The sequence below is a fragment of the Tessaracoccus pujii genome, from assembly GCF_055326215.1.
The window spans coordinates 1-25,262 of sequence record NZ_JBUZNP010000009.1; the positions used below are offsets into that span (position 1 = coordinate 1).

General features: G+C 70.8%; 21 protein-coding genes. 16 read left to right on the top strand and 5 right to left on the bottom strand.

Translation table 11 applies throughout. The features are described from left to right. The first annotated feature begins 101 nt into the window (after positions 1-101). The 7 genes from ACZK5N_RS12030 (at position 102) to ACZK5N_RS12060 (ending at position 10,344) form a co-directional block, all read left to right on the top strand. Positions 102-1,511 (top strand): IS1380 family transposase, encoded by a 1,410-nt coding sequence (locus ACZK5N_RS12030; protein ID WP_459020375.1) that lies wholly within the window; start codon positions 102-104, stop codon positions 1,509-1,511. A gap of 892 nt (positions 1,512-2,403) precedes the next feature. Next, positions 2,404-4,422, top strand: a complete 2,019-nt coding sequence (locus tag ACZK5N_RS12035) for an AAA family ATPase (protein ID WP_463625024.1) — start codon at positions 2,404-2,406, stop codon at positions 4,420-4,422. Beyond that, positions 4,422-5,264 carry an HNH endonuclease family protein gene (locus ACZK5N_RS12040; protein WP_459018481.1) on the top strand — a complete coding sequence of 281 codons (843 nt, stop codon included), beginning with the start codon at positions 4,422-4,424 and terminating at the stop codon, positions 5,262-5,264. Before ACZK5N_RS12035 ends, ACZK5N_RS12040 begins: the two co-directional genes overlap by 1 nt. A gap of 2 nt (positions 5,265-5,266) precedes the next feature. After that, a complete protein-coding gene (locus tag ACZK5N_RS12045; RefSeq protein WP_459018480.1) occupies positions 5,267-7,210 on the top strand; it encodes a hypothetical protein in 1,944 nt (647 codons plus the stop codon). A gap of 127 nt (positions 7,211-7,337) precedes the next feature. After that, positions 7,338-8,792 carry an A1S_2505 family phage non-structural protein gene (locus ACZK5N_RS12050; RefSeq protein WP_459018479.1) on the top strand — a complete coding sequence of 485 codons (1,455 nt, stop codon included), beginning with the start codon at positions 7,338-7,340 and terminating at the stop codon, positions 8,790-8,792. Positions 8,793-8,845: 53 nt separating this feature from the next. Further along, positions 8,846-10,006: a lycopene cyclase family protein gene (locus tag ACZK5N_RS12055; protein WP_459018478.1), complete on the top strand. Its 1,161-nt coding sequence runs from the start codon at positions 8,846-8,848 to the stop codon at positions 10,004-10,006. A gap of 98 nt (positions 10,007-10,104) precedes the next feature. Next, positions 10,105-10,344: a hypothetical protein gene (locus tag ACZK5N_RS12060; protein ID WP_459018477.1), complete on the top strand. Its 240-nt coding sequence runs from the start codon at positions 10,105-10,107 to the stop codon at positions 10,342-10,344. A gap of 128 nt (positions 10,345-10,472) precedes the next feature. On the opposite strand, the gene ACZK5N_RS12065 is transcribed toward ACZK5N_RS12060, so the two are convergent. Beyond that, complete coding sequence (locus ACZK5N_RS12065) at positions 10,473-11,144, bottom strand: LysR substrate-binding domain-containing protein (protein WP_459018476.1); 672 nt, start codon at positions 11,142-11,144, stop codon at positions 10,473-10,475. Positions 11,145-11,179: 35 nt separating this feature from the next. On the opposite strand from ACZK5N_RS12065, the gene ACZK5N_RS12070 reads away from it, so the two are divergent. Next, complete coding sequence (locus ACZK5N_RS12070; RefSeq protein WP_459018475.1) at positions 11,180-11,596, top strand: DUF5997 family protein; 417 nt, start codon at positions 11,180-11,182, stop codon at positions 11,594-11,596. Between the two features lie 109 nt (positions 11,597-11,705). On the opposite strand, the gene ACZK5N_RS12075 is transcribed toward ACZK5N_RS12070, so the two are convergent. Further along, positions 11,706-14,276 carry a hypothetical protein gene (locus ACZK5N_RS12075; RefSeq protein WP_463625025.1) on the bottom strand — a complete coding sequence of 857 codons (2,571 nt, stop codon included), beginning with the start codon at positions 14,274-14,276 and terminating at the stop codon, positions 11,706-11,708. 220 nt (positions 14,277-14,496) lie between these two features. On the opposite strand from ACZK5N_RS12075, the gene ACZK5N_RS12080 reads away from it, so the two are divergent. Further along, entirely contained in the window at positions 14,497-16,188 is a 1,692-nt protein-coding gene (locus ACZK5N_RS12080; RefSeq protein ID WP_463625026.1) for a sensor histidine kinase, read from the top strand. Further along, a complete protein-coding gene (locus tag ACZK5N_RS12085) occupies positions 16,176-16,832 on the top strand; it encodes a response regulator (RefSeq protein ID WP_463625027.1) in 657 nt (218 codons plus the stop codon). Before ACZK5N_RS12080 ends, ACZK5N_RS12085 begins: the two co-directional genes overlap by 13 nt. Here the strand turns inward: ACZK5N_RS12085 and ACZK5N_RS12090 are convergent. Further along, entirely contained in the window at positions 16,801-17,808 is a 1,008-nt protein-coding gene (locus ACZK5N_RS12090) for a DUF4349 domain-containing protein (RefSeq protein ID WP_463625028.1), read from the bottom strand. The genes ACZK5N_RS12085 and ACZK5N_RS12090 overlap by 32 nt on opposite strands. A 307-nt stretch (positions 17,809-18,115) precedes the next feature. Here ACZK5N_RS12090 and ACZK5N_RS12095 point away from each other — a divergent pair, with 307 nt between their 5' ends. From ACZK5N_RS12095 to ACZK5N_RS12110, 4 genes are all read left to right on the top strand, one after another. Then, entirely contained in the window at positions 18,116-18,334 is a 219-nt protein-coding gene (locus ACZK5N_RS12095; RefSeq protein ID WP_459018470.1) for a YgaP-like transmembrane domain, read from the top strand. Positions 18,335-18,749: 415 nt separating this feature from the next. Next, positions 18,750-19,802, top strand: a complete 1,053-nt coding sequence (locus tag ACZK5N_RS12100) for an ABC transporter substrate-binding protein (RefSeq protein WP_463625029.1) — start codon at positions 18,750-18,752, stop codon at positions 19,800-19,802. Continuing rightward, on the top strand, positions 19,799-20,578 hold the full coding sequence (locus ACZK5N_RS12105) for an ABC transporter ATP-binding protein (protein ID WP_459018468.1): 780 nt from the start codon (positions 19,799-19,801) through the stop codon (positions 20,576-20,578). Before ACZK5N_RS12100 ends, ACZK5N_RS12105 begins: the two co-directional genes overlap by 4 nt. Continuing rightward, a complete protein-coding gene (locus tag ACZK5N_RS12110; RefSeq protein ID WP_463625030.1) occupies positions 20,550-21,437 on the top strand; it encodes an ABC transporter permease in 888 nt (295 codons plus the stop codon). Before ACZK5N_RS12105 ends, ACZK5N_RS12110 begins: the two co-directional genes overlap by 29 nt. Positions 21,438-21,486: 49 nt before the next feature. Here the strand turns inward: ACZK5N_RS12110 and ACZK5N_RS12115 are convergent, their stop codons facing one another. Continuing rightward, positions 21,487-22,680, bottom strand: coding sequence for a cytochrome P450 (locus tag ACZK5N_RS12115; protein WP_463625031.1), 1,194 nt, complete (start codon positions 22,678-22,680; stop codon positions 21,487-21,489). A gap of 130 nt (positions 22,681-22,810) precedes the next feature. Further along, entirely contained in the window at positions 22,811-23,743 is a 933-nt protein-coding gene (locus ACZK5N_RS12120) for a LysR family transcriptional regulator (protein WP_463625032.1), read from the bottom strand. 134 nt (positions 23,744-23,877) lie between these two features. On the opposite strand from ACZK5N_RS12120, the gene ACZK5N_RS12125 reads away from it, so the two are divergent. Together ACZK5N_RS12125 and ACZK5N_RS12130 are read left to right on the top strand one after the other, a co-directional pair. Continuing rightward, complete coding sequence (locus tag ACZK5N_RS12125) at positions 23,878-24,069, top strand: ferredoxin (RefSeq protein WP_463625033.1); 192 nt, start codon at positions 23,878-23,880, stop codon at positions 24,067-24,069. Further along, the gene (locus tag ACZK5N_RS12130; RefSeq protein WP_463625034.1) at positions 24,066-25,262 is read left to right on the top strand and encodes an NAD(P)/FAD-dependent oxidoreductase; all 1,197 of its coding nucleotides are present in this window, start codon (positions 24,066-24,068) and stop codon (positions 25,260-25,262) included. Before ACZK5N_RS12125 ends, ACZK5N_RS12130 begins: the two co-directional genes overlap by 4 nt.

Sequence of the window (25,262 nt, forward strand, 5' to 3'; positions counted from 1 at the left end):
CTAGCCTCGATCGTTCATGGCGTGTGGGCGACCTGTGCCGTAAATGAGCCAGAGTGCCTTCTGACTACGGGATACTTGGAGTTGCGAAGCTCAAAAGACCCATAGCGGAAGGCACTCGGCAAGTGAAGGATACTGCGTGGTCGTCGGGGTTGTCAGTCACAGGTGACGGGACCGGGGTGGTCGCCCACGCAGGCAGCATCGGGCTTCGCTTGTTGGCTGACCGGGTCGGGCTGACCGGTGGTCTCTCGACAGCGATGGCCAGGCGCGGTTTCGTCCCCTCGGTCCATGACCGCGGCCAGGTGCTGACCGATGTCGCGGTGCTGCTCGCCGACGGCGGTGAGGCGATCTCCGACATCGACGTCCTGCGTCACCAATCCCAAGTGCTGGGGCCGGTCGCCTCAGCTCCGACGGTGTGGCGGGCGCTGGATGAGGTCACGGACGCCAGGCGTAGGAAGATCGCCACGGCCCGGGCCCGTGTCCGGCGCCACGTCTGGGCCCAGCTGACAGGCGCTGGCGGAGTTCCGGCCTCTCGGGTCGCTGGCACCGATCTCGGCAGCACCGTGGTGTTGGATGTCGATGCCACGATCGTGGTCACGCATTCGGAGAAGGAACTCGCGTCGCCGACGTTCAAACGAACCTTCGGGTATCACCCGATCGGTGTGTGGTGCGACAACACGCACGAGTTCCTCGCCGCCGCGCTGCGAACCGGTCGGGCGGGGTCGAACACCGCCGTGGATCACATTCAGGTCCTGGGCGAGGCGATCACCCAGATCCCGATGCCGTATCGCCGCAACCTGTTGATCCGCTGTGACGGGGCCGGCGCCTCCCACCAGTTGCTGGACTGGCTCCATGCGCAAGGCCAAGTCAGAGGCCGGATCTTGCACTACAGCGTGGGGTTCACCATCGGCGAGAACGTGCGCGATGCGATCACGCAGTTGCCGGTCGGGTCATGGTCTCCGGCGCTGAAGGCCGATGGTGAGGTTCGAGAGGGCGGGGAGGTCGCCGAGGTCACAGGACTGCTCAATCTCGATGGTTGGCCGGCGGGGATGCGGGTGATCCTGCGCCGGGAACGCCCGCATCCGGGGGCGCAGTTGTCGCTGTTTGAAGAGGCCGACGGGTGGCGGTATCAAGCGTTTGCCACCAACACAGCCGCGGGGCAGTTGCAGTTCCTTGAGGCCCGGCATCGGGCGCATGCCCGGGTTGAGGACCGGATCCGTCACGCCAAGGACTCGGGCTTGGGACGTTTCCCGTCGCGCGAGTTCAGCATCAACCAGACCTGGCTGACCCTGACGATGATCGCCGCCGACCTGGTCGCCTGGTTCAAGATGCTGGCCCTCGACGGTGACCTCGCCAAGGCCGAACCCAAGGCACTCAGGTATCGGCTGCTGCACGTCCCGGCCCGACTGGTCCACGGCGCCCGGCGGCGACGGCTGCGCCTCCCGAAGAGCTGGCCCTGGGTTGAGCACCTCGTGGCCGCGTTCGCCCGGATCGCCGCGATCCCACCAGCCTGACCCCAACCGACCGCCACTACCCGAGGAAACCTGGAGAACCGCCGCCCGGCAGCGTCAGCCGGCCAACAGTCACGCCCTCAACCGGCCCAGTGTTCAAATCGGGCTCCGACAGCCCAGCTGACAGCTCTCAAGCCGCCTCATGAAAGAGGGAGGCTAGCTGTAGCGACCGACAATCGGTAGCGGAGATAGTGCCCCGCCACCGCTCACCATCATCCACGCAGACCACCCGCCCTCGGACCGTGCGAGTCGATTGAGTCCAATTCGAACAACATCCTCAGCAGAGACGCGCAGGCCGAGTACATCGAGAACAACGAGGAGATCCTGCGGGAGCATGTTCTAGGAGGGCATTATCACGGGCATCGACCCGGAGATCGACATCGCCTACGACTTCCGCCAGTGATCACACAGGCCCGTCTTGACCCCGCCAGACGTCCTCGCCACCCGCATGGGCGTCCTACTCAGACGCATCCGCAGCACCTTGGACAGCCTCACTGTCGACGCCGGCTCCTACTCCAGTTCGCCTCCTACGACACGGACATCAGGATCCTCGTCGCGACCGCCTCCACAGCGCACCACCCGGTCTAGGGCGTCCCGCCATTCCGGCTGGAGACCCCGCTGCGCCACCTGAGCGACCGCAAGGGCAGCAACTTCCACCTAGAGACCGCCGGCACGACGCGCCTCCCCTCAAGCCAGGGCGCTGCAACTTGCTACCTATGGCGCGGCATTTGTGCATATACACAGTTGCCGCGCTATGCGTAGAAACCTGCAGGGCTCGACGGCGTTCCTGAGCGAAGTGGATCTCCGCTCCTGCGCCTGACCCCAAGCGTCGCCGTTCGACCTCTTCCCACGCGGCCTCAACCCGGCAATAATCGCGGCAACAAGGGGGTACGCCATGCGGCTTGCACGACCCACCGAGCCGCCGGTCCTGGCCGCGGCCAAGGGCCGGCTCACCGAGGAAACCGGGCGCTCCTGGCAGGAGAAGCGGTCCCGCGGGCCTGAGATCGATCCCGTCCTGCACGACCCCGAGATCCTGAATTCGTTGCTCGGCATGACGAACGGCGCCTGCGCCTACTGCGAGCGCCCCCTCGAGGCTCACGGTCCCGACGCCGCAGTCGTCACCCACCACCGCCCCACCTGGGGCGCGGTCGGCAGCGCCGGCGACGTCGACCTGCGCGCCTACTGGTGGCTCACCTACGAGTGGGACAACCTCTACCCGGCCTGCGCGGACTGCGTCCGCTCCCGCGGCACGCGCTTCCCCGTCTCAGGCGAGCGCGCCACTCCGACAGGCGGCCTCGACGAAGAGCAGCCCCTTCTCCTCGACCCCCTCACCGACGACCCCGACGAGCACCTCCGTTACCAACCCGACGGCACCATCACCGCCCTCACCGAACGCGGCCGGATCACCACCGACATCCTCGCCCTCAACCGCGACTTCCTGATCAAGGCACGCCTGACCGCCCTGGCCGGCACCCCGGACGACCCCTCGTTCCCCACGCTGCGAAGACAGCTTGCGGCAGAGCGGCCTTCCGAGTCGGCGGCACCCGCTCCCCCGCAGCCGCCGCGACCCTCCGGCCCAGACCTCCCGCCCATGTCCGGCGCCGAGCCGGGCGCGCCCGCCTACGACCTCACCAGCAACATGGCCGGCGCCCAGCGCGGCAACTACTACCAGGCCACCCAGTGGGTCGAGCGCGTTGTCATCCACAACTTCCGCCCCATCCGCGACCTCGAGATCGACCTGGCAAGATCCACCAGCGAGCGCGGGCCCTGGACGGTCCTCCTCGGCGAAAACGGCTGCGGCAAGAGCTCCGTCCTGCACGCCATCGCACTCACCATGATGGGAGGAGAGCAGCGCCGGGCACTCGGCATCGACGCCCGGAAGTTCCTCCGCGACGGCGCCCGCAAGGGGCTGGTCGAGGTCTACCTCTCCGGGCGGCCGGATCCCCTGCGCCTCGAATGGGCCAAAGGTGAGCACGAGTTCACCGGCCCCGAACCGGTGGCCGCGCTGATGCTCGGCTACGGCGCCACCCGCCTGCTGCCGCGCACGCCGTCGCCGCACGACGACAACCGGGTGGTGCGCGTCGACAACCTCTTCGACCCCGTCGCCCCCCTCACCGACCCCACCTCGTGGCTGCTCTCCCTCGACGACGACACCTTCGACGACGTGGCCAACGGCATCCACGAGATGCTCGCCCTGGACCAGGACGCCGAGCTGCTCCGCGATGACGACCAGGTGCTGCTCAGACAGGGCCGCACCCGCTCCGACATCGTCACTCTGAGCGACGGCTACCAGTCGATGGTGGTGATGGCCTGCGACATCCTTCGCTCCACCATGCGGCTCTGGACGCAGTCGGCGTTGGCCGAGGGGATCGTGCTGATCGACGAGATCGGCGCCCACCTCCACCCTCGGTGGCGGCTAAGGATCGTCACCGCCATGCGCAACCTGATGCCACGCATCCAATTCATCGTCACCACCCACGACCCGCTCTGCCTGCGCGGCATCGTCGACGGCGAGGTGGTGGTGATGCGCCGCAACAGCGAGGGCGACGTCATCTCGCTGTCGGACCTGCCGCCGGTCACCGGCATGCGGATCGACCAGCTGCTCACCTCCGAGCACTTCGGCCTGGGCAGCACCGACGACCCCGAGGTGGCCGAGCTGTGGGAGAGCTACTACCGCCTGATGGCCCTCAAGCACCCCACCGGCGACCAGACGGGGCGCCTGGAGCGGGTCCGCGCCCGCCTCGACGAGCTGGAGCAGTTCGGCACCACCGAGCGCGAGCGGCTGCTGCTCACCTCTGCGGCGGACTACATCGCCCAGCGCCGCGAGACCGGCGACACCGTCGCCCCCAGCAGCAAGGAGATGACCGCAAAGCTCTCCGAGCTATGGGGCAGATACCTACCCGGGAGCTCGTGATGCGACGGGTGCCGCGGCCCAAGGAGCCGCCCAGCCTGGCCGAGGCGAAGACGCTGACAGAACGCCGGGCCGCCCTCGACTTCTACGCCGCCTGGGACGGCGCGGCCAAGTACGACGGCTACAAGGCCTACAAGAATCCCGACATCCGTGCCGCGCTGGAGCAGGCGTTCGGCGGCAAGTGCGCCTACTGCGAGACCTTCTACGCCGCGACCCAGCCCGTCGCCATCGAGCACTACCGGCCCAAGGGCGAGGTGACCATCGACGGCAAGCGCGTCCCGCCCGGCTACTACTGGCTCGCCAGCGAGTGGACCAACCTGCTGCCGTCGTGCACCGACTGCAACAGCCCCCGTAAACAGGACCTGCCCGACGAGTCCCGCACGGCAGGGAAGGCCAACGCGTTCCCGCTCGCCTCGGAGACCACCCGCGCCACGGCGCCCGGGCTGGAGAAGAGCGAGAAACGGTTGCTCCTGCACCCCTACCTCGACCATCCGGAGAAGCACCTCGAGTTCGTCTGGGGCACGGGCACCATCGACGACGGCTGGGTCCGGCCCCGGCGGGGCAGCGCCAAAGGGGCCGCGACCATCGCGGTGTGCGCGCTCCAACGTCGAGGGCTCCGCGCCGCCCGCCGCGACCGGCTGCTGGACCTCATCGCCCACCTGGAGTCCGTTGTGGAGGCGCAGAACAACGCGGTGCGCCACCCGGATGACGCGGACCTGCTCGCCCAGCTGGAGCGGCGGCTGGCCGAGGTCAGCCGCTTCGTCGCCGACCACGCCCCCTACAGCGCCATGTGCCGCCAAGTGGTGGCGAGCTACCACGAGAAACTTTTCGGACCCCAGGAGTGACCATGCCCACATCCCCGATCAACCCGTACGCCTCCCCGTCGCTGACCTGCGACATCGTCATGAAGGGCGGCATCACCAGTGGTGTCGTCTATCCCCGGGCGGTCGCCGAGCTGGCGAAGACCTACCGGCTGAGCCAGGTCGGCGGGGCGTCCGCGGGCGCGATCGCTGCGGCGGCAGCGGCCGCGGCCGAGCTCGGGCGACACTCCGGCGGGTTCGAGGAGCTTGACGCGATGCCCCAGGAGTTGGCCGCCATCGGGCCCGGCGGGAAGTCGACGCTGGCGTCGTTCTTCCAGCCGACGAAGACCGCCGCCCCGCTGTTCCGGCTGCTGTTCGCGGTGGCGGAGGCCGAAGGGGGGAAGGCCGGCGCACTGGTGGGCGGGCTGCTGAAGAGCTTCTGGAAGGAGGCCCTCGTCGGCTCCCTGCTTGGCCTGGTGATCGTGGTGCTGAGCGCGCTGGGCGACGGTGTCGCGGCAGTCGCGGGCATCGTCGGCGGGCTGGTGTTGCTGCTCCTCGGGGTGGCGGCGGGGGCCCTGTTCGGCGCGCTGCGGACGTTCGGTCGCGTCGCGGAGGACGGCTTCGGCATGTGCACGGGGATGGAGGGCGACGGCGCGGCGGGCGCGACGCCGCTCACGCCCTGGCTGTACGAGAAGATCCAGTCGCTGGCGGGCCGCAAGGACGGGGAGCCGTTGACGTTCGGCGACCTCCGTCGCGCCGGGGTCACGCTGCGCATGATGACCACGAACCTCACCCGCCACCAGCCGATGGCGATGCCGTGGACCACCGAGGAGTTCTACTTCGACCCCGACGAGATGCGCCGGCTGTTCCCCGAGGACGTGGTGACGTGGATGGAGACCCACCCGCCGTCGACCAACCCGGGGTTCGACACCCAACTCCGGCGTGCCCAGGCGGGCAGGCTCCGCCCTTGGCCGTCGGCCGACGACCTGCCGGTGATCGTCGCCACCCGAATGTCGCTGAGCTTCCCCGCCCTGATCTCGGCGGTGAAGCTCTGGTCCATCGACTTCAGCCAGCCGTCGAACTGGCAGGCGGGCGACGCCGTCACCGCGTGGCGGAAGGCGAACCCGGGCGGCACCGTCGAGCAGGCTCTGGCGGCCGTCCCCTCGCCGACGTTCTCACCCCTCTGGTTCACCGACGGCGGCCTCTGCGCCAACCTGCCGGTGCACTTCTTCGACTCCCCGCTGCCGAAGCACCCGACGTTCGCGTTCAACCTCGGGCCGTTCCCGGCGGGGCGGGAGAAGTCGAAGGACGAGGCGGAGAACAGCTACCTGCCCACCGGCAACGCTGGGGGGCTGCAGCGGCCGTGGTTCCCGCTGCCGACGTCGGGGATCGGCGCATGGGGGTCGTTCGGGCTGCTCATGGTGCACACGGCCCGCGAGTGGGTGGACGCGGCGCAGATGGTGATGCCCGGATACCGCGACCGGATCGTCACCGTGCACCAGGACCACTCCGAGGGGGGAATGAACCTGTCGATGCCCGAGCACGTGGTGACCGGCCTCGCGGAGCGGGGGAAGTGGGGCGCGGTGAAGCTCGTGGACGCGTTCGCCGGCGATCAACCGGGTGTCGTGCCCGCGCGCGGCTGGGACAACCACCGCTGGATCCGGTTCCGCACCGCGGCGTCGGGGCTGGCGGGATGGCTGGGGGCGTGGGAGCGCAGCTACCGCGACCTGACCTCGGGCGGGACCCCGTACCCGGACCTCGCCGGTCCGGCCGCCGACGCACCGCTGCCGTCGTACCAGCTCGGCAAGGCCGAGCGGGAGGCCCTCAACGAGCGCACCGGCGAACTGCTGACCCTCGCCACGGACTGGAGCGACGACGAGCGGGTCCCCGCAGCCCCCAGGCCCGCACCTCGCCTGCGCCTGGTGCCGGACGACGGCACCGCTGCCGGTCTCGATGCCACCGTCGACAGGCCGGCGCCCCCCGTCGTCTGAGGGTCGCCGACGCCTGGCCGAGGTGCTGGAACCATTCCCCCGCCTCCACACCACCGGCCCGCGTGAGCTCCACGGGCGCGCGAGAATGGACCTCCACGCCCGTGCAGCACCCACCTGAAGGACCGCCGTGACCCGGAACACCTCCCTCGATCCGTCAGGGCGACTGATCAGCTCTGCCCGCATCTCGACGCTGGCGCCCGACGAGGTGTTCGTGTTCGGGTCCAACTCCAACGGCGCGCACGGCGGCGGCGCGGCCCGTTTCGCGATGGACCGGTTCGGCGCGGTCTGGGGTCAGGGGCACGGGATGCAGGGGCGGAGCTTCGCCGTCGACTCCATGAGCGGGCTCACCGTGCTCGCCGACGAGGTGGCCAGGTTCCTTCAGTACGCCCTCGCGCATCCGGAGCGGGTGTTCCTGGTCACGGAGATCGGCTGCGGCATCGCGGGGTACACGCCGGCGCAGGTGGCGCCGCTGTTCGCCGACGCCCCGGCCAACGTCGCGCTGCCGGCGTCGTTCCTCGAGCGGCTCCCCGCCCGAGTTGCGGGGGTTTCGACGCGCGCTGAGGCGCTGCGCGGCCCGGCACGACACAGCTCACCGGCCCTGGCGTTGGGCACGCCTCATGTCGACAGGGCGGCGGGCGTCGTCGTCGCCTCGGCTGCCGGGGACGCGCTGGGGTCGGCCTACGAGTTCGGGCCGAGCCTCGACGACGACGTCACGCCGGCCTTCGGCCCCGGCGTCTTCGGGCACGCGCCCGGCGAGTGGACCGACGACACGTCGATGGCCGTACCCATCCTCGAGGCCATCGCCCGGGGTGACTCCCTCCGCGACCCCGCCACCCTCGCCGGGATAGCCAGGCGGTGGTGGGACTGGTCGAAGGACGCGCGCGATGTCGGCGCCCAGACCCGCGCGGCCCTCGCCGGGATCGCGGCTCTCGGCGGATCCCCCATCACGGAGGACTACATGCGCCGGCACGCCCGGGCTCTCCACGAACAGAGCGGCCGCAGCGGCGGCAACGGCTCGCTCATGCGCACCGGCCCGGTCGCACTCGGTTACCTGGCGCCGGGACGCGAGCCCGCCCTGGTCGAGGCCGCCGGGCGCGTCGCGCAGTTGACGCACTGGGAGGACGACAACGTGGACGCCGTCGTCCTGTGGTCGCTGGCCATCCGGCACGGCGTCCTCACCGGCGGACTCGACGTTCGCGCCGGCCTGTCCTGGGTGCCCGAGGACCGCCGCGACCGCTGGGCCGGCCTGATCGACGACGCCGTCGCACCCGGGACGCACCCACGCGCCTTCCGGGCAGGCAACGGATGGGTGGTACGCGCATTCCAGGCGGCGCTCTCCGCCGTCGCCGGCGCCACCGACCTCCCCGACGCCCTCAACCGCGCCGTCCGCGGCGGCGGGGACACCGACACCGTAGCTGCCATCGCCGGATCTCTCGCCGGAGCGCTGTGGGGCGCATCGGCGGTGCCGCTCGGCTGGCAGCAGGAGCTGCACGGCTGGCAGCAGGAGCTGCACGGCTGGCCCGGCTACACCGTCGACGACCTCACCCGCCTCGCCGTCGCAGCAGCCGGCCACGGCGGCTGAGAGTTGGCCCCGTCGCGATCCATCCCTCAGCTCACGCATGGCACGATGGGCGCGTGAGCGCCCCGACCCGATACGACGTGGCCGTGGCCGGGTTGGGCCCGGCCGGCCGGGCGCTGGCGTCGAAGTGCGCTGCGACCGGGATGAGGGTCCTCGCCATCGATCCGCGGCCCGGCGCGGAGTGGGCCCCGACCTACGGGATCTGGGGCGACGAGCTGGGGTCGCTGCCGGAGTCCGTGGTGCGCTCCCGGATGGTCGGGCCCGAGCTGCGGGCGCACGGCGCCTACCCCTTGCCGCGTGACTACCTCGTCCTCGACAACGCGGCCCTCCAGGCATCACTCCCGCTCGACGGGGCGTCCGTCCGTCAGGGCCGCCTGACCGACGGGCAGGTCGCGGCCCTGCGCTCGGAGGCGCGGGTGGTGGTCGACGCCCGGGGCGCCCGTCCCGACGGCGTGCTGCCTGGGGATACGGCGCCCGCTCAGACGGCGTACGGCATCGTCGTGTCCGCCGACGACGCAGTGCCGGCCCTCCAGGGCGCGCCGGCACTGCTGATGGACTGGCGCACCGACTGGTCGGCGGAGGCCGAGCCGTCGGGGACGCCGACCTTCCTCTACGCGATCCCGCTCGGCGAAGGGCGGGTGCTGCTCGAGGAGACGTGCCTGGCCGCGGCGCCGGGGCTGCCGATCGACGAACTCAAGGCCCGCCTGCGGCGTCGGCTCCGGGCGCGCGGGGTCGCGGAGTCCGCCGTCGATCATCCGCTGGAGCGGGAGGTTGTCCGCATCCCGATGCGGGGTCGGGGTCGCCGTGTCCCGTCGGGGGTGCTGGCCGTGGGGACGGCGGGTCGCGGGGGAAACGTCGTGACGGGATATTCGGTGGCGCACTCGTTGGCCCGTGCCGGGACGCTGGCGGACGAGCTGGCCGCCGGCGCGGCGCCGAGGGATGCGGACCCCGCCGGGCCCGCCGACGTGTTCCGCGAGATGGGTCTGCGGGCATTGCTGCGCCTGGATGTCGCGGGGACGCTGGGACTGTTCGACGCGTTCGGGCGGCTGCCCGCGGCGTCGCAGCGGGCGTTCATGTCGCGCGACTCGGCGGCGGCGGGCTTGGCGGCCGCAATGTGGGGGATGTTCGTGCGGATGTCGCCGAGGGACAGGGGCCGGCTGGTCGCGGCCACGCTGGGCCCGACGCGCGGCCGCGCGGCGGCGTCGTCAGAGCGGTGAAGTCCTCGTGCGTCTCGGGCGTCCCGGGTCTCCTGATGAATCCAGCTCTGTGGGTGCGTTCTTCGCCTCCGTTCGCAGGTCCGCGCAACACTGGGGTCATGAACATCGAAGAGTGGTGGCCCAGGCTGCGGGCCGAGACGCGCGACTGGCTGATCGCGAACAACGGCGACGTCGTGCCGTCGGCCGTTGTCGAGGAGATCATCCGAGCGGGCGGCGACGCCACCTCCGACGCCTGGCGGGCCGGCGAGAGCGGCGCGGACGGGTTCTACCTGGCCGACGAGGTGGTGGACTGGATCGAGGAGGTCGCCAACGGGGAGACGCCTGCCCCGCGACGGTGACCCGGCCGCAGTTGCGGTAATCATTCCTCCAGACAGGAAGTCGGCGCCGATTCAGCCCTGAGACTCTGTCTGGAGGAACAATTTCCGCTCGGCGCCATCGTGAGCAGGTACGAAGCCGCGTTGCTCACTCAGCGACGACGGGGCCGCCCGCCGCGCTGGGGTGGCCGCGACCCCCTCGCCGGGACCCCGCCCTTCCGTGGCCTCTCCGCCGGCTTCGCAGGCTTCGGCTCGTCGCCGCGCTCCGCAGCGGTCCTCGAGCTGTTGGGGGTCCGGCCGCGCACGATCCCGATGAACTCGTCGATCCACTCGTTGCCGTTGTCCGTCCGCCAGGCGAGGGCCACCGTCGTGGGAGGGGCGTCGACGACCGGGCGGTACACCATGTCGCGGCGGCTCCCAGAGCGGGCCACCGACATCGGCACGCGCAGCACCGCGGCGGAGAAGCTGGCCAGTTCGATGCTGTCCGGGGCGGCGTCGTGAATGACCCGCACGTCCGCCAGATCGACCGAGGACACCTCGTCGAGGACCGTCAGCTCGTGTTCTTTCGACAACCACACCACCGGCACCTCCTCATAGAGGGGGATGGCGTGGAGGCCGTCGGGGTTGAGCGGGAGGCGGACGAAGCACAGGTCGACGTCGCCGTCGAGGAGCGCTCGGCGCTGGTCGGCCTGCTCGATCTCGAGCACGGCCAGCGGCACCCGGCGGAACCGCTCCTCCCAGATGCGCCGCCACTTGGTCAGAGTCACCCCCGGCACGAATCCCACGCGCAGGCCGGCGACGTCGGGGCGCGAGGATGTGGTCACGCGCGCAGGCTACCCCACGGGGCTAGGCTGCGGGCATGAGCCAAACGATGAAGCCGGCCACCGCGGCCGCCAAGCTCGGCATCTATCTGCCGGCGGCGCCCGAGGAGTTCCAGAACACTCCGATCAGCCGCGACGATCTGGACGAGCTCCGAGCCGACCCTCCCGCCTGGCTCGTCGACCTTCGCCGCAACGGCCCCTTCCCCCGCGACGTCGTGGCCCAGAAGCTGGGCATCTCGCGCTCAGGCCTGGCCCGCGCCGGAGTGAGCGACGCGATGACCTCGGACGAGATCGGCGCCCTGCTCGCCGACCCGCCGGAATGGTTGATCAGTGAGCGGGAGACCCACCGTAAGGTCCTCGACGAGCAGGCCCGCGAGCAGGCACCCGCCCCCAAGCCGAAGCCGAAGACGAAGCCCAGATCGGCTGCCCCGAAGACGCGAGGGCGCTGGCGCTGACCTCCCCCAACGTCGACCCTTCCGTCACGCTCACGGTAGAGGCTCTGGCGGAGCCCCGACACTGGAGTGGCCCGGTCCCCCCAAGACCCGGGCCACTCCAGCTGTCACGTCACGGGTTCACCAGGACGGTGCTCCCCGCGTCGAGGTCGAGGGAGACCGGCGAGGAGGCGGCGAAGACACCGGGCCCCGTCACGATCACCTGGTCGTCGGCGTCCGCCTCGCAGTCGACGGCGACCAGCGCGAACTGCTGGTTGCCCACGGTCTCTCCGTCGAGGGTGTAGCTGGACTTGCCGTTGAAGGCGGCCATGGCACAGGACTCGCCTGACACCCTCCTGGTGGAGAACGTGAGCCCGCCCAGCGCGTTGCCCTTCAGCACCGCCGTGTGTGAGCCTGCGGAGTCCTCCCATGTGCGGACCAGCATCAGGCCCCCCTGGACGGTGGTGCCCTTCTTGTTCAGCTTGGCGCCAAAGGTGACGTTGCCGGGGCTTCCGTCCGCCCAGGTGAACGCTGCGGAACCCTCCGCGGAGCCCTTGGCCGTGGGGTCGTAGATCGCCAGGCCCGCGTAGCCGGCGCCCGCAAAGTCTCCGCCAAGGCCCTCGGTCGTCGCGACCGCCGAGTACACGTCGTGCGGCAGGTCGACGTCCGGGTTCGAGCACACGTACGCGGCCGAGCCGCCGTCGGACCTGCGCTGACAGTCCAAGGTCTCCGTGGCCCTGGTGACCAGGCCGGTGAGTTCCACGCGCAGGTCGGCGTCGTTGGCGAGGTCCGACGGTGATCGGCTGCCCACCTTCATGGTGACGGGCCCGGTGTAGTTGCCGTCGCCGGACCAGGCGATCGCCGGGGCGGCGCCCACGAACACCACAAGGTCGGCCGGGGTGACCGTCCACTGGCCCTGCACCGTTGCCACCTCGAAGTTCGCAGGGTCTTCGGTGCCGTACCGCATCTGGGGAGTCACGACACCATTCCCAGCGCTCACGCCCACCGTCGCCGGGTTGTTGACGCACGCCAGGGAGCCGGTGAAGGCCCCGGTCACGGCGCAGTCCCCCACGTCATGCGCCACGCCGTCGAACTGCCCCGAGTAGCTCCCGGCCGTCATCGTGACCGGCGCCGGAGCGATGGTGAACTCCACCGAACTGCTGCTCGCGGTGTGGTTGGCGTCTCCCGGCCAGCTTCCGGACACCGTGGCGGTGCCGGCGTCGACGTTGTCGCGGTAGGTCAGCGCGACATTCGCCGGTTCCATCCCCGCCGCGGTCACCGTGCCGGTGCAGGGTTCGATCGGCGATCCCGTGTACGTGGGATCGACGGTGGGGCACAGGATCGAGACGGCGGTCGACCCCGGGACGACGGTGAAGTTCGACGACGCGCTGCTGGGGTAGTGGTTACGGTCCCCGTCGTATTGGGCCGTCGCCCGTGCGGTGCCGAGCTGGACGTTGCCGGTGTAGGTGACGGTCAGCTCCTCGGTCATGCCGACGCCCTCCGCCTGTGCGCTGCACGGTTCCAGCGGCGAGCCCGTGTACCCGACGGAGGTCGGGCACACGATCGTGACCTTGGACCCCGCGCGGTTGATGCTGAACGTCTGCGTCCCGGTGCTGCCGGTGTGGTTGCGGCCGCCGTCCCACGTCGCCGTGGCGCTCGCGGTGTTGATGCCGGCGTCGATGTTGTTCTCGAAGACGATCTGCACCGGCTCTCGCAGGCCACCCACGCCGAGGGCGTAAGCGTTGAAGCAGCCCGACACGGGGCCCCCTGTGTACCCCACCGATCCGTAGCAGTCCATCCCGATCCACGAGGTTGCCTTGTCGATGGTGAAAGTCTTCCTGACCGTGCTCCCGGTGTGGTTGGCGTCACCGGCCCAGGCGGCCTCCGCCGTCGCAGTGCCCGCGTTGACGTTGTCGGTATAGGTGATCGTCGGCAGAACCCAGTCGGTCAGCCCTGCGGCGGTGGCCCGGCAGGGAGTCCTGGCCGTGCCCGAGTAGACCGCGTCGTCGCAGGTGAGGGTCACCGTCGACGCGGCCTTGCCGATCACGAACGGCACGGTCGCCGAGTTGCCGTTGGTGTCGGTCGCAGTGATCGAATAGCTGCCCGCGGCCGTCAGGAAGGGGATGCCGAGAGAACACGACGACGCGGAGCAGGTCGATACCGAGGCGCCCGGGATGGTCGTCGTCACCGTCGGAATCTGCGCGAAGTTCGCATGGCTCACGACGACGCTGGTGGCGCTGATGGAGTAGGTCGCGCCGGCCGGCGACGCGGTGATCGTCGGCTTCACCCGGTACCCGACCACCAGATCCCTGCTGCCGCCTTCGGCCGGAGTGTAGAAGCCACCTCCCAGGACGAGGGACTCATACTCCACACCGAGGCAGCTGATGGGCTGCTTCGGCCTGTAGTAGAAGTACGTGTCCGGTTGGACCACGACGGTCATCGGCAACGTGACATCGAGCCGCTCGCGGAACACCCCCGCCGGGTCGTAGAAGTTAATCCTCTCCAGCACCGCCGAACAACTTCCCGTCCCGGTGGCGCTCAGATTCACGTACGCCTCCGGTTCACCCGCCGCGACCGCCCGGCCGGGCAGGGCCAACACCTGCACGGCCAGCGCGACGGCCATGAGCACCGCCACCCAGACCCTCGATCGGCCGCGCCCACCCGTCACGCGTCCCGAATGGCTGTCGAAGCGGAACCCACGCATCACGATCCTCCTCAGGATGGTCAAGGACAGGCACGGACGTCCGATTCCGCGCCGCCTGCTCTCACCTTGGCGCGGGAGTAGGGGCCGGACCATGGGGCTAGGTCGCCTATCACCGCGACCGGCACCGAAGCCGCGACATTCGGGTCTACTGTGAGCGCGACGAACGGGAGACGACGTGACTCAGAGCCCGCACCGACCGCGCGACCCCAGACCACAGCTGGTGGACGCGCTCAGCACGGCGCTTCTCGCCTCCGTGATCGCCGCGGCCTCCGCGGCGTTCCTGGAGGGTGTGTTGATGCTGGCGCTCCCGGACGCCTTCTGGCCCACGCTCGCCTACCCAGCGAGCGTCGTGGTCTACGTGGTGGCCGGCGCGATCGCATGGCGACGGCGACCCGGGTCGCTGCTGGGCGCCCTGATCATGCTGGGAGGGTTGGCGCTGTTCGTGGCGGGATTCGCCAGCATCGAGATTCCCGCACTGTCGCTCGTCGGTGGGCTGGCAGGCACCTGGATCCTCGCCGTCGTGGTGCACCTGATGCTGGCGTTCCCGAGTGGTCGGCTCCGCCACTGGTTCCCGCGCGCGATCGTCACCGCCGCGTACGTCAACTCCGTGGTCCTTCAGGTGCCCAAGGTGCTGCTTGCCCCTGAGCAGGGCCAGGTGTGGGGGTGGGTCCAGTCGGCTCTCGGCACCGTCGTGATGGTCTCGCTCTCCGGCGTGCTTCTGTTCAGCCTCCGCCGCACCACTCCCGAGAAGCGACGCACCCTCATTCCGCTGTACGCCTACGGCATGGCCGTTGCGGCGCTGATCCCCACGTCGTCGCTTCTCCTCCGGGAGATCCTCGGCATGCCGCCCACCCAGGTGTGGGGGATCCAGATGGCGGCCATCGCAGGCGTCCCCCTCGCGTTCCTCGCCGCCTCCGTGCTGGGCAGCTTCGCCCCGACGGCGGAGGCCGAGGCCATCGCCGCCTGGCTCGGCTCGGGCCCGGGGCGGCCTCCGGTGCGCGAAGCTCTGGCCAAGGCGTTGGCAGACCCCAGCGTGAGCGTGGCCTACTGGGTGCCAGAGCGTGCCGAGTTCGTCGACTCCGAGGGCGTGCCCGTCGACGTGCCGCCCCCTGGATCCCCCGGGAGCGACGCCGCCCGTGTCCACGTGAACGGAGAGTTGGTGGGCGCTATCGTCTTCGACCCGGACACCACCCCCGGCCGCGCCGCGCAGGAGGCGGCGAGCGTCGTCGCCCTGGCCATCGAGGGCGAGCGCCTCACCGCCGCGCTGCGAGCCAGCCAGGCGTCGCTGCAGCGCTCGCGGGTGCGGTTGGTGGAGGCGGCCGACGCCGTGCGGGGCGCGATCGCGCGGGACCTGCACGACGGCCTGCAGGTGCGGCTCGTTCTCCTCGGCGTCGAGGCGCAGCGGCTGGCGATGGCCACCGCCGCGATCCCCGTCGCGGCTGGGGTCAGCGCGGAGGCGACCCGCCTGCGGGAGGGGATCGACGAGGCGGCCGGCGACCTGCGTCGCCTGGCACGGCAGGTCATGCCCTCGGCCCTGGAGGAGCGTGGCCTTGCCCTCGCCGTCGAGGACCTCACCGACCGGATGCCCATACCCACCGCGTTCGACCCGAACTCAGTGCCCGACCACATCTCCCCCGCGTGCTCCCTGACCGCCTACTTCGCGGTGGCAGAAGGGTTGAGCAACGCCGTGAAACACGGCCGGGCCACGTCTGCGGCCGTCAGCTTCGAGGTGGAGGGACGCAACCTCGTGGTTGAGGTGTCCGACGACGGCGCCGGCGGCGCCTCCCTCCGTCCAGGGTCCGGGATCGGCGGACTGCGGGACCGGGTCGACGCGGTCGGCGGGTGGTTGAGCGTCATCAGTCCCGAAGGTATGGGAACCAGATTGAGGGTGGTGGTGCCATGCGCATCGTGATCGCGGAGGATGAGGCCCTGCTGCGGCAGGGGCTCACGCTGGTCCTCGAGGACGGCGGGTGGGAGGTCGTGGCGCGCGTCGGTGACGCCGACGCCCTGCTGGACGCTGTCGTCGACTACGGGCCGGACCTGGTGCTCACCGACATCCGGATGCCGCCGTCATTCACCGACGAGGGGCTCCAGGCCGCGCTCAGGATCCGCCGGGAGTGGCCGGACACCGCGGTGGTGGTGTTGTCGCAGTACGTGCAGCGCCGCTATGCCATCGAGCTGCTGAACGGCGACGGCGGGGGCATCGGCTACCTGCTGAAGCAGCGCATCGCCGACATCGAGACGTTCCTCGGCGACCTCGCCAGGGTCGCGGCAGGCGGCACGGCGCTGGATCCCGAGGTGGTCAGCCTGATTCTCAGCCGGGCGGAGCACACCGGCGGGGCGGTCGTGCACCTGACCAGGCGTCAACGCGAGGTGCTGGCGCTGATGGCCGAGGGACGGTCCAACGCGGCGATTGCCGCGTGCCTGGTCCTCACTGAGAAGGCCGTGGTGCAGCACACCTCGCACATCTACGACGCGCTGGGCATCCCCGTCACCACCGACGACCACCGCCGCGTGCTGGCGGTCATTCGCTATCTCGAAGGCCTGGCCGGGTAGACGGGTCGGGATCCTCGACCGTCGCGGGTTCCGGCCCGGCAGGTGCCGGGGTCGCGGTGGGGGCGGGTGCCGCCGCGCCGGCGCGGCGCCGTCGGAGCAGGGCACGGATGGGGAAGAACAGGATCAGCGCCGCCAACCACAACGGGGCCGACGCGATGAGCACCGTGAGCGTCACGGTGACCAGTTGGGCCGCGCCACGCACACCGTCGGTGATAGCCTCGACAAAGCCCCACGACTCCCCCGTCGGCCGCACCACCGCGCTGGGTTCGGTGAGCTCGATGGTCACCGTGGCCATCGCCGCCTGGCGCTCCAGGTACGTCACCTGCGCGTCCAGGGATTCGATCTCGCCGCGCACCCGCCCCAGCTCGGTCTCGATGGCAAGCATCTCCGTGACGTTCTTGGCGGCGTCGAAGAACTCCCGCAGACGCACCTCCTGGGCGCGCATGTTCGCCAGGCGGGCGGAGAGGTCCACGTGCTCCTGTGTCACGTCGGTTGTCGCCTCGGACTGGTACTTCACCGTGCCGATCGTGGCCACCTCGTCGAGGAACTCCTCGTAGGACGCCGACGGCACCCGCACGGTGACCCACCCGCGGAGCGCGGCGCCGTCGCCGACGAGCGAGCCGTTCTTGTCGTAGTGGTAGATCCATTCACCGGTGTCGGTGGCCACCTGCATGTCGGTGATGCTGCCGTCGTGGGTGCGGGCGAGGTCGCGGATCTCGGTCACCGCGTCGGAGGTGCTCTCCACCTCGAGGCGAAGCACCTTGGAGCGGATCACGAGTCTGTCCGCCTCGTCGCCGCCGGTGTCCTCCTCGCCGCCCTTCTCGGGCATGCCCCCGTCGGCTCCGACGGCCGGCGCGGGCTCGACGCCCGGCTGCTCCTCCGAGCTGCCGGACCCGGAGCAGGCCGCGAGCCAGACCGTCATGAGCAGCATGACGACGACGGCCACCGCTCTCCGCAACCACGTGTTGAGCCTCATCGTGCCTCCTCGCAGGACGTGAGCCGGGCCGAGCCGACGGGTCCGCGCGGGCTGCGTGCCGACGCCGGGGCGAGTCTCCTCGGTACACCGAGATTACACCCGGGGTCCTCGCGTCACATGTGCCGTGCACCGCCGCGCGTCCCCGGGCGCGAGGAGGGACCCCCGAGGGCCAACGTGCAGGGGACGGCGGCTTCCGCGCGAGCCGCGACGGTGGCGACAGACTGGGCCACCAGTGTCGCGGCTCCCCCGTCGCCTACCCCCGGGGGTATAGTCTGGAGGCCTCGCAGTATCTACCCGGGAGCGCATCATGATCGAGTTCTTGTCGTCCACCGCCGGCCGCATCACCCGCGCCGCCGTGGGGGTGGTCCTGTTGGTCCTCGCCTTCGTCGTGGGCGGCGTGTGGGGTTGGGTCCTGGGGGTCTTGGGTGTGGTCTTCGTCGCCGTCGGCGCCCTCGACGTGTGCCTGCTCGCTCCCCTGTTCGGGAAGCCGTTCCGAGGGGCGGACGTCCGCGCCTCCCTGCGCTGACCGCCGACCTCGTGCCGGAGCGTGAGCCGGACACGGTCTTCCTGGGGGGTTGAGCCGGACACGGCTTCCGACAGCGCGCGTTGAGCCGGACACGGCCTCCGACGACGTGCGTTGAGCCTGAGATCGACCTCGTGAGAATGGCAGCGTTGCCACCGGCCGCTTCTGAGGTTGAGCCTCGGATCCGGCTCGTCGTCCCGAACCGAGAGCCGTGTCCGGCTCAACCCACCCCAGCGAGAGCCGTGTCCGGCTCAACCCACCCCCGACCCAGAAGGTGCGGCACTTATTCCCTCGTTCAGCAGTCAGCGAAAGACTGGCCTCGCGCACGCTCAGGGGCCATCTCACCACGGGCGCGCGCGTTGACTGCGCCGGTGGGCGCGCCTAGCTTCAGCATCACCCGCTCACCAGGAGACCCCCCATGGCCCACCGCAGCACCCGACTGTCGCGGCGGACGGCTGCCGCCGTCGGCCTGCTGACCGTCACCGGGATGCTCAGCGGGTGCGCCAGCACGGCCGCCGCCGACGACACCGTCGTCATCGGCTACTTCGCCAACGTCACGCATGCCCCGGCTCTGATCGCCGACGGCACCGGGCTGTTCGACACCCGGCTGGCAGAGGTCGGCGCCACGGCCACCACCCAGTCGTTCCGCGCAGGACCCGAGGCTCTTCAGGCCGTGCTCGCGGGCTCCGTCGACGTGGCCTACATCGGCCCCAACCCCACGGTCACGGCCTACCTGCAGTCGCGCGGCGAGGCCGTGCGTGTCATCGCCGGCTCCACCTCCGGCGGCGCCGCGCTCGTGGTCCGGGCGGGCATCGACTCCGTCGACGACCTGCGCGGCGCGAACCTGGCCAGCCCTCAACTGGGCAACACGCAGGACATCGCGCTGCGGTACTGGCTCGGCACCCAGGGCTTGACCGCTGGGGAGGACGGTGGCGGCGACGTGCACGTCCTCCCCCAGCCAAATTCCGCGGCGGTGCAGTCCTTCGCTTCCGGCGAGATCGACGGCGCCTGGGTGCCCGAGCCCTTCGTCGCGCGCCTCGTGGAGGCCGGCGGGGTGGTGCTGGTCGACGAGCGCGACCTGTGGCCGGACGCCCGCTTCGTCTCCACCAACGTCGTCGCGAGCCCTGAGTTCATCGAGCAGCGGCCCGACCTGGCACGGGCGGTCGTCGACGCGCACCTCGACGCGCTGAGCCTCATCGACGATGACCCGGAGGCCGCCCGCGCCGCCGCCGCGGCGCAGCTCCAGGCCCTCACCGGGCAGCAGATGGATCCCGCGACACTCGAGTCCGCCTGGCGCACCCTGGAATTCATCGCCGATCCCCTGGCCGAGACCCTCCGCGCCTCGGCGGATCACGCGGAGGCGGTCGGGCTCCTCCCTGACAAGCCCAACGACGGCTTCGCGCGCCTCTGGGATCTCACCGTCCTCAACGAGGCTCTCGTGGCCCGCGGCCAGGCCGAGGTGGCCCAGTGACCGCGACCACTGCCGCGACGGGCGGCCTCCGGCTCCGCGGGGTCTCGAAGTCGTTCGGCCAGGGGGACCAGAAGGTGACGGCGCTGGGGAACCTGGACCTCGACGTCGAACCGGGCGAGTTCGTCGCCGTCGTGGGCGGCTCCGGCTGTGGGAAGTCGACCATGCTCACGCTCGCCGCCGGGCTGGAGACCCCCACATCGGGCACCATCGACGCCGGGGGCAAGGTGGCGTTGATGTTCCAGGAGAGCACGCTCCTGCCCTGGCTCACCGCAGCCGGCAACGTCGAACTCGCCCTGCAGCTCCGCGGCATCGAGAAGGGCGAACGCAGCGCTCTCGCGCGGCAACTCCTCGCCAAGGTCCGCCTCGGACGGCACGTCGACAAGCGCCCCCACGAGATGAGCGGCGGCATGCGGCAGCGGGTCGCGCTCGCCCGGGTGCTGGCTCAGGACGCCGCGGTCGTGCTCATGGACGAACCCCTCGGCGCGCTCGACGCGATGACGCGCGACCAGATGCACGACCTCATCGAGGACGTCTGGCTCGACGCCGGCTTCAGCGTGGTGTTCGTCACCCACAATGTGCGGGAGGCGGTGCGACTGTCGGATCGGACCATCCTGATGGGGTCGCGGCCGGGGCGGATCATCCACGAGCAGCGCATCCAGGTCCCCCGGCCCAGGGCCATGGACTCGGCAGCGTGCGTAGCGCTCGCCGCGGACCTCACCCAACGCCTGCGCGAGGAGGTGGCCCGCCATGACGAGGCCGACTACTTCGAGATCTGACTCCCGGGCCGACGACCCGCTCGAGGCCGTCGACGACGCGGCCGTCGAGGCCCCGACGGCCCCCGGGGGTGCCCCCCGCTGGCGGCGCGCCCTGCCCATCCTTCTCGCCGTCGCGATCTTCCTCCTGCTCTGGCAGCTACTGGTCTGGACCGGATGGAAGCCCGACTACCTGCTCCCCGGCCCGGCCGTCGTGCTGGGCGAGCTCGGGCGGCTGGCCGCGGAGCCCTCGTTCTGGCTGGCGCTCGGCCGCACCCTCACCCGCGCTGTGGTGGGGTTCGCGTTGGCGGCGGCCATCGGCACCACCGTCGGCCTGGCGACTGCGCGGTCGCGGCTGCTGCGCTCCGCCATCGGGTCGCTGGTCACGGGGCTGCAGACCATGCCGTCGGTGGTGTGGTTCCCGCTCGCGATCCTGCTGATGGGGCTCGGCGAGCAGGCCATCATGTTCGTCGTCGTGCTCGGCGCCGCGCCCAGCATCGCCAACGGAGTCCTCACCGGCGTGGACCAGGTGCCGCCGGCCTACCACAAGCTGGGCGACGTCCTGGGCGCCCACGGCTGGACCCTGTACCGGCACATCATCATCCCCGCGGCCCTGCCGTCGTATGTGGCGGGGTTGAGCCAGGGCTGGGCGTTCGCCTGGCGCTCGCTCATGGCGGGCGAGCTGCTCGTCGTCATCCCGGGCGCGATCGCGCTCGGCAACCGGCTGTCCTTCGCCCAGGAGTTCGGCGACGCGGCCGGGCTGATGGCGTACATGATCGTGATCCTGATCGTCGGGATGCTGGCGGACACGGCCTTCACTGCGATGTCGCGGCGGATCCGCCGACGCCGCGGGCTGGCCACCCCGGCCGAGACGCGCACCTGAGCCCGCTCGACCCGGTCCGCTGCGACGAGATGCGGGGCCCATGGGGCGATCAGGCCGCGACCAGAGACGTGACCGGAAGCGAGTCGTAGCCCCTCGTCGCGTTGTTGATCCTGCGCCGCCCCTCTCCCACCTCGAAGCTCCTCACCCGTCGGACGAGGGCGTCGAGCACCGCGTGCGCCTCCAGCCGCGCCAGGCCCTGCCCCGCGCAGGTGTGCGGCCCGTAGCCGAAGGACAGGTGATCGATCGGGTTCCTTCGCACCAGGAACGTGTCGGGGTTGTCATAATGCCGCGGGTCGCGGTTGCCCGATCCGAACAGGAGCGCCAGCCGCGCATCCTTCGGAACGAGGGTCCCGTCGATCACGACGTCGGAGCGCACCAGACGCGAGAACGCGTGCGGCGGGGCCTCGATCCGCAGCACCTCGTTGAACGCCGACGGCACGAGGGAGGGGTCCGCCCGCAGGATCTCGAACTGGTCCGGGTTGCGGGCCAGGTGATAGATCGCGTTGCCGATCGACGACACGGTCGTGTCCATGCCCGCGGCCACGTACTGGTGGATGATCTTGGGCGCCGCACCGGCAGGGATGGCGCCGCGCCCGGCCGCATCGAAGATCGCGCGGCCCATGGATCCTGGCGCGAGATCGTCGGCCGTGACGCCTGAGGCCCATCCGAACAGCTCCCCCGCGACAGGGAAGTTCTCGGCCGTGCGCTGGTTCATGGGGCCGAGGACGTTGAACGCCGCCTCGCCCCAGCGCAGGATGTTGTCGCGCGGTTCGCCGGAGATCCCGATGAGGTCGGCCACGACGAGCCGCGGGAGAGCGCGGGCCAGGTCGTCCACCGCGTCGAAGGAGCCGCGCTCGACGAGCTCAGCGACCATGGTGTCGGCCTTCTCGTCGATCTCGGCCTTCATGCCGCGGAGCGCGCGAGGCGCGAGGTTTTCCGTCAGTGCTGCGCGGAGAGGTGCGTGGTCCGGCGGGTCGGTGGTGAGCGACGTGCCCTTCAGGATGTCGTTCATCGTGTCGTTGAAGGCGAACTTCGCGGAGGAGAAGACCTCATGGTTGGCCAACGCGTCGCGGATCTCGGCGTAGCGGGTGAAGGCGTACACGTCGTTCTTGGGGAGGTAGACGACGGCAGCCCGTTCACGGAGCGCGGCGAAGGTCGGGTAGGGATCGAGCAGGATCTCGTCCGAGAAGAGATCGACGTCCGACGTCGCGAGCTCTCGCAGGGTCGACTGGTCCACGGTCATGGTCTGACACCTCACTGGGTCAAGGGGGGCGACTGGTTCTGTCCAGTGAACGGGAGCGCTGGCCATGCGGCAAGACTCCGTTTGGCATACCGATCATGCACAGCGCGCATGTCCCGCGTGCGACCAGACGTCACCGGACCGAGGCGACGGCGTCGAACAGCACATCGCGCAGCCAGGCCGTGAAGGTCTGGTCGCTGAGCCACGGGTTCCACACGAGGTCGATCCCCAGGCCACGGATCGGGAACGGGAATTCCTCGATCCTCAGGTCGAAGTACCTCTGCAGCGCCGTGGCCACGCGGAACCGGTGGACCGCGACTCCTCCGGTGTTGGCCACGAGGCCCGGAATCATCATGTTGTCGGTGACGCGGTGCCGGACCGTGTAGGCCACCCGATGCTGGTCCAGGACCTCGTAGGGGCGGGCCCGATCCTGCAACACGCCGGAGGCGACATGGGGCAGCCCCGCGAGGAGTTCCACGGCGGTGGCGTCCCTGGGAGCGCCGGCGTGGGTGATGACCACCCAGCGATCGTCGTAGAGCCGCTCGCGTGGCAGTCGTGTGGGGAGCCCCTCGGACAGCAATGCGACGTCGGCGCCCTGCTCGGAGAACACGGCGCCGGACGTGGGATCGGTGGTCTCCAGCAGCAGTCCCGCCAGCGGGGCCCGCTCGGCGAGCAGCCGGGCGAGGGCGCCGCCCATGAAGAAGGCGGTGCTCGTCGTCAGGGCCACGGTGATGACCCGCCTGGTGGTCCCTGGGTCGAAGTTGGCCCCCTGCACGAGGCGGGCAGTCGAGTGAAGAACGCGCTCGAGGGGCTCCAGCGCCTCCGAGGCCATCGGGGTCAGCCGCATGCCCTTTCCGTCCCGGACGAGCAACTCGCCGCCCAGGAGGCGACGCAGCCGGCGGAGCGCGTGGCTCATCGCCGGTTGCGACAACCCCACCTTCTCCGCGGCCCGTGTCACCGAGCGCTCCTCGAGGAGGGCCAACAGAGGAACCAGCAGGTTGAGGTTGATGGACGCCAACCGGGCCAGGTCGGCGTCCATCGCGGGCCTGGGCTGCACCGTCATCATGGCTCCCGTCAGGAGATATTCACGCCACGCATGGTGGCCGTGACAAGAATCTACTTGGTGGAGGGGGCGTCGGTCTCCGACACTCGTGGGAGACCCGGACGCAGCGGCGCGTCCGAGAGACCCTGGGAGTACAGATGAGGATCACCGTCGATCGTGTGAAGTGCGAGGGGCACGGCCTGTGCGAGGAGGCCGCGCCGTCGCTGATGCACCTGGACGACGAGGGCGAACTGGTCATCGACGTCGAGACAGTTGCCGATCACGCCGACATCGACGCGGCCCTGGCCGCCGTCCGCGTCTGCCCCGTCGCCGCGTTGCGGATCGCGTGAGCGGTGCGGGCCTGCGCCGAATCGTCGTCGTCGGCTACGGAGTCGCGGGCCTGACCGCGGCCGACCAGCTACGCTCCTCCGGGTTCGACGGCGAACTCACCGTCGTGGGCGAGGAGCGCCACCACCCGTACAGCCGCCCGGCGTTGTCGAAGGCCGCCCTCGTGGAGCACGGCGAGATGACCGCCCACGAACTGCCGGCGCCCAGGCACGACGCGGCCGAGCGGCTGGGGATCGCGGCGACGAGCGTCGACGCCGGGCGGCGCATCGTCGGGCTCGCCGACGGATCGGAACTGCCCTACGACCGGTTGGTCATCGCCTCCGGGTCGAGGGCGGGCCGCCTGGCGGACCGTTGGCCCGTCGCCGACGGCGTCCAGGAACTCGTCGTGCGGACCGTCGAGGACGCGCGGGTGCTGCGCGAACGGGTGGCGTCGAAGCCGTCGGTCGTGGTGGTCGGAGGCGGCCCGCTCGGCATGGAACTCGCTTCGGCCTGCCTCGCCTCGGGCTGCGGCGTCACGCTCGTCGCGCAGGATCGCCCGATGACGCGCCTGCTCGGCGAGTACCTCTCGCAGGTCTTCGTCCGCGCCGCCCAGGCACGCGGCCTGACCGTGGCGGCGTCGCCGGCGGTTCGGGTACACGCCGGCGACGGGGGGCGCCCGACGGTGACTCTTGCCGACGGGACGTCGGTGACGGCAGACCTGCTCGTGTCCGCGGTCGGGGACGTGCCCAACCTCGAGTGGCTCGTCGGCTCGGGGCTGTTGGCCGGGGGCGCGCTCGTCGTCGACACGCGCGGGAGGGTGCGCCCGGACATCGTGGCCGCCGGTGACGTGGCGTCCTTCCCCACGCCGCAGGGCATCCGCCGCATCCCGTTGTGGACTAGCGCCATCGAGCAGGCGAAGGTCGCGGCGGTGGCGGCGCTCCGGGACGATGACGCCCCGGAGCTGGCATTCCAGCCCTACTTCTGGACGGATCAGTTCGGTCTGAGCCTCAAGGCCGTCGGCGCCACCCCGGTCACCGGCCGACCCGAGATCCTCGACGGTGCCCCGCACGAGGGCTCCGGGCTCCTTCGATGGGGCAACGTCGACGGATCCGTCACCGCTGCGGCGCTCAACTACCGCATTCCCGTGCCTAGGCTGCGGAGGTTGGCGGCTCCCTCGACCGTGGGCTGGGGCCCCAGCAGTGCGTCCGTCGGCTGA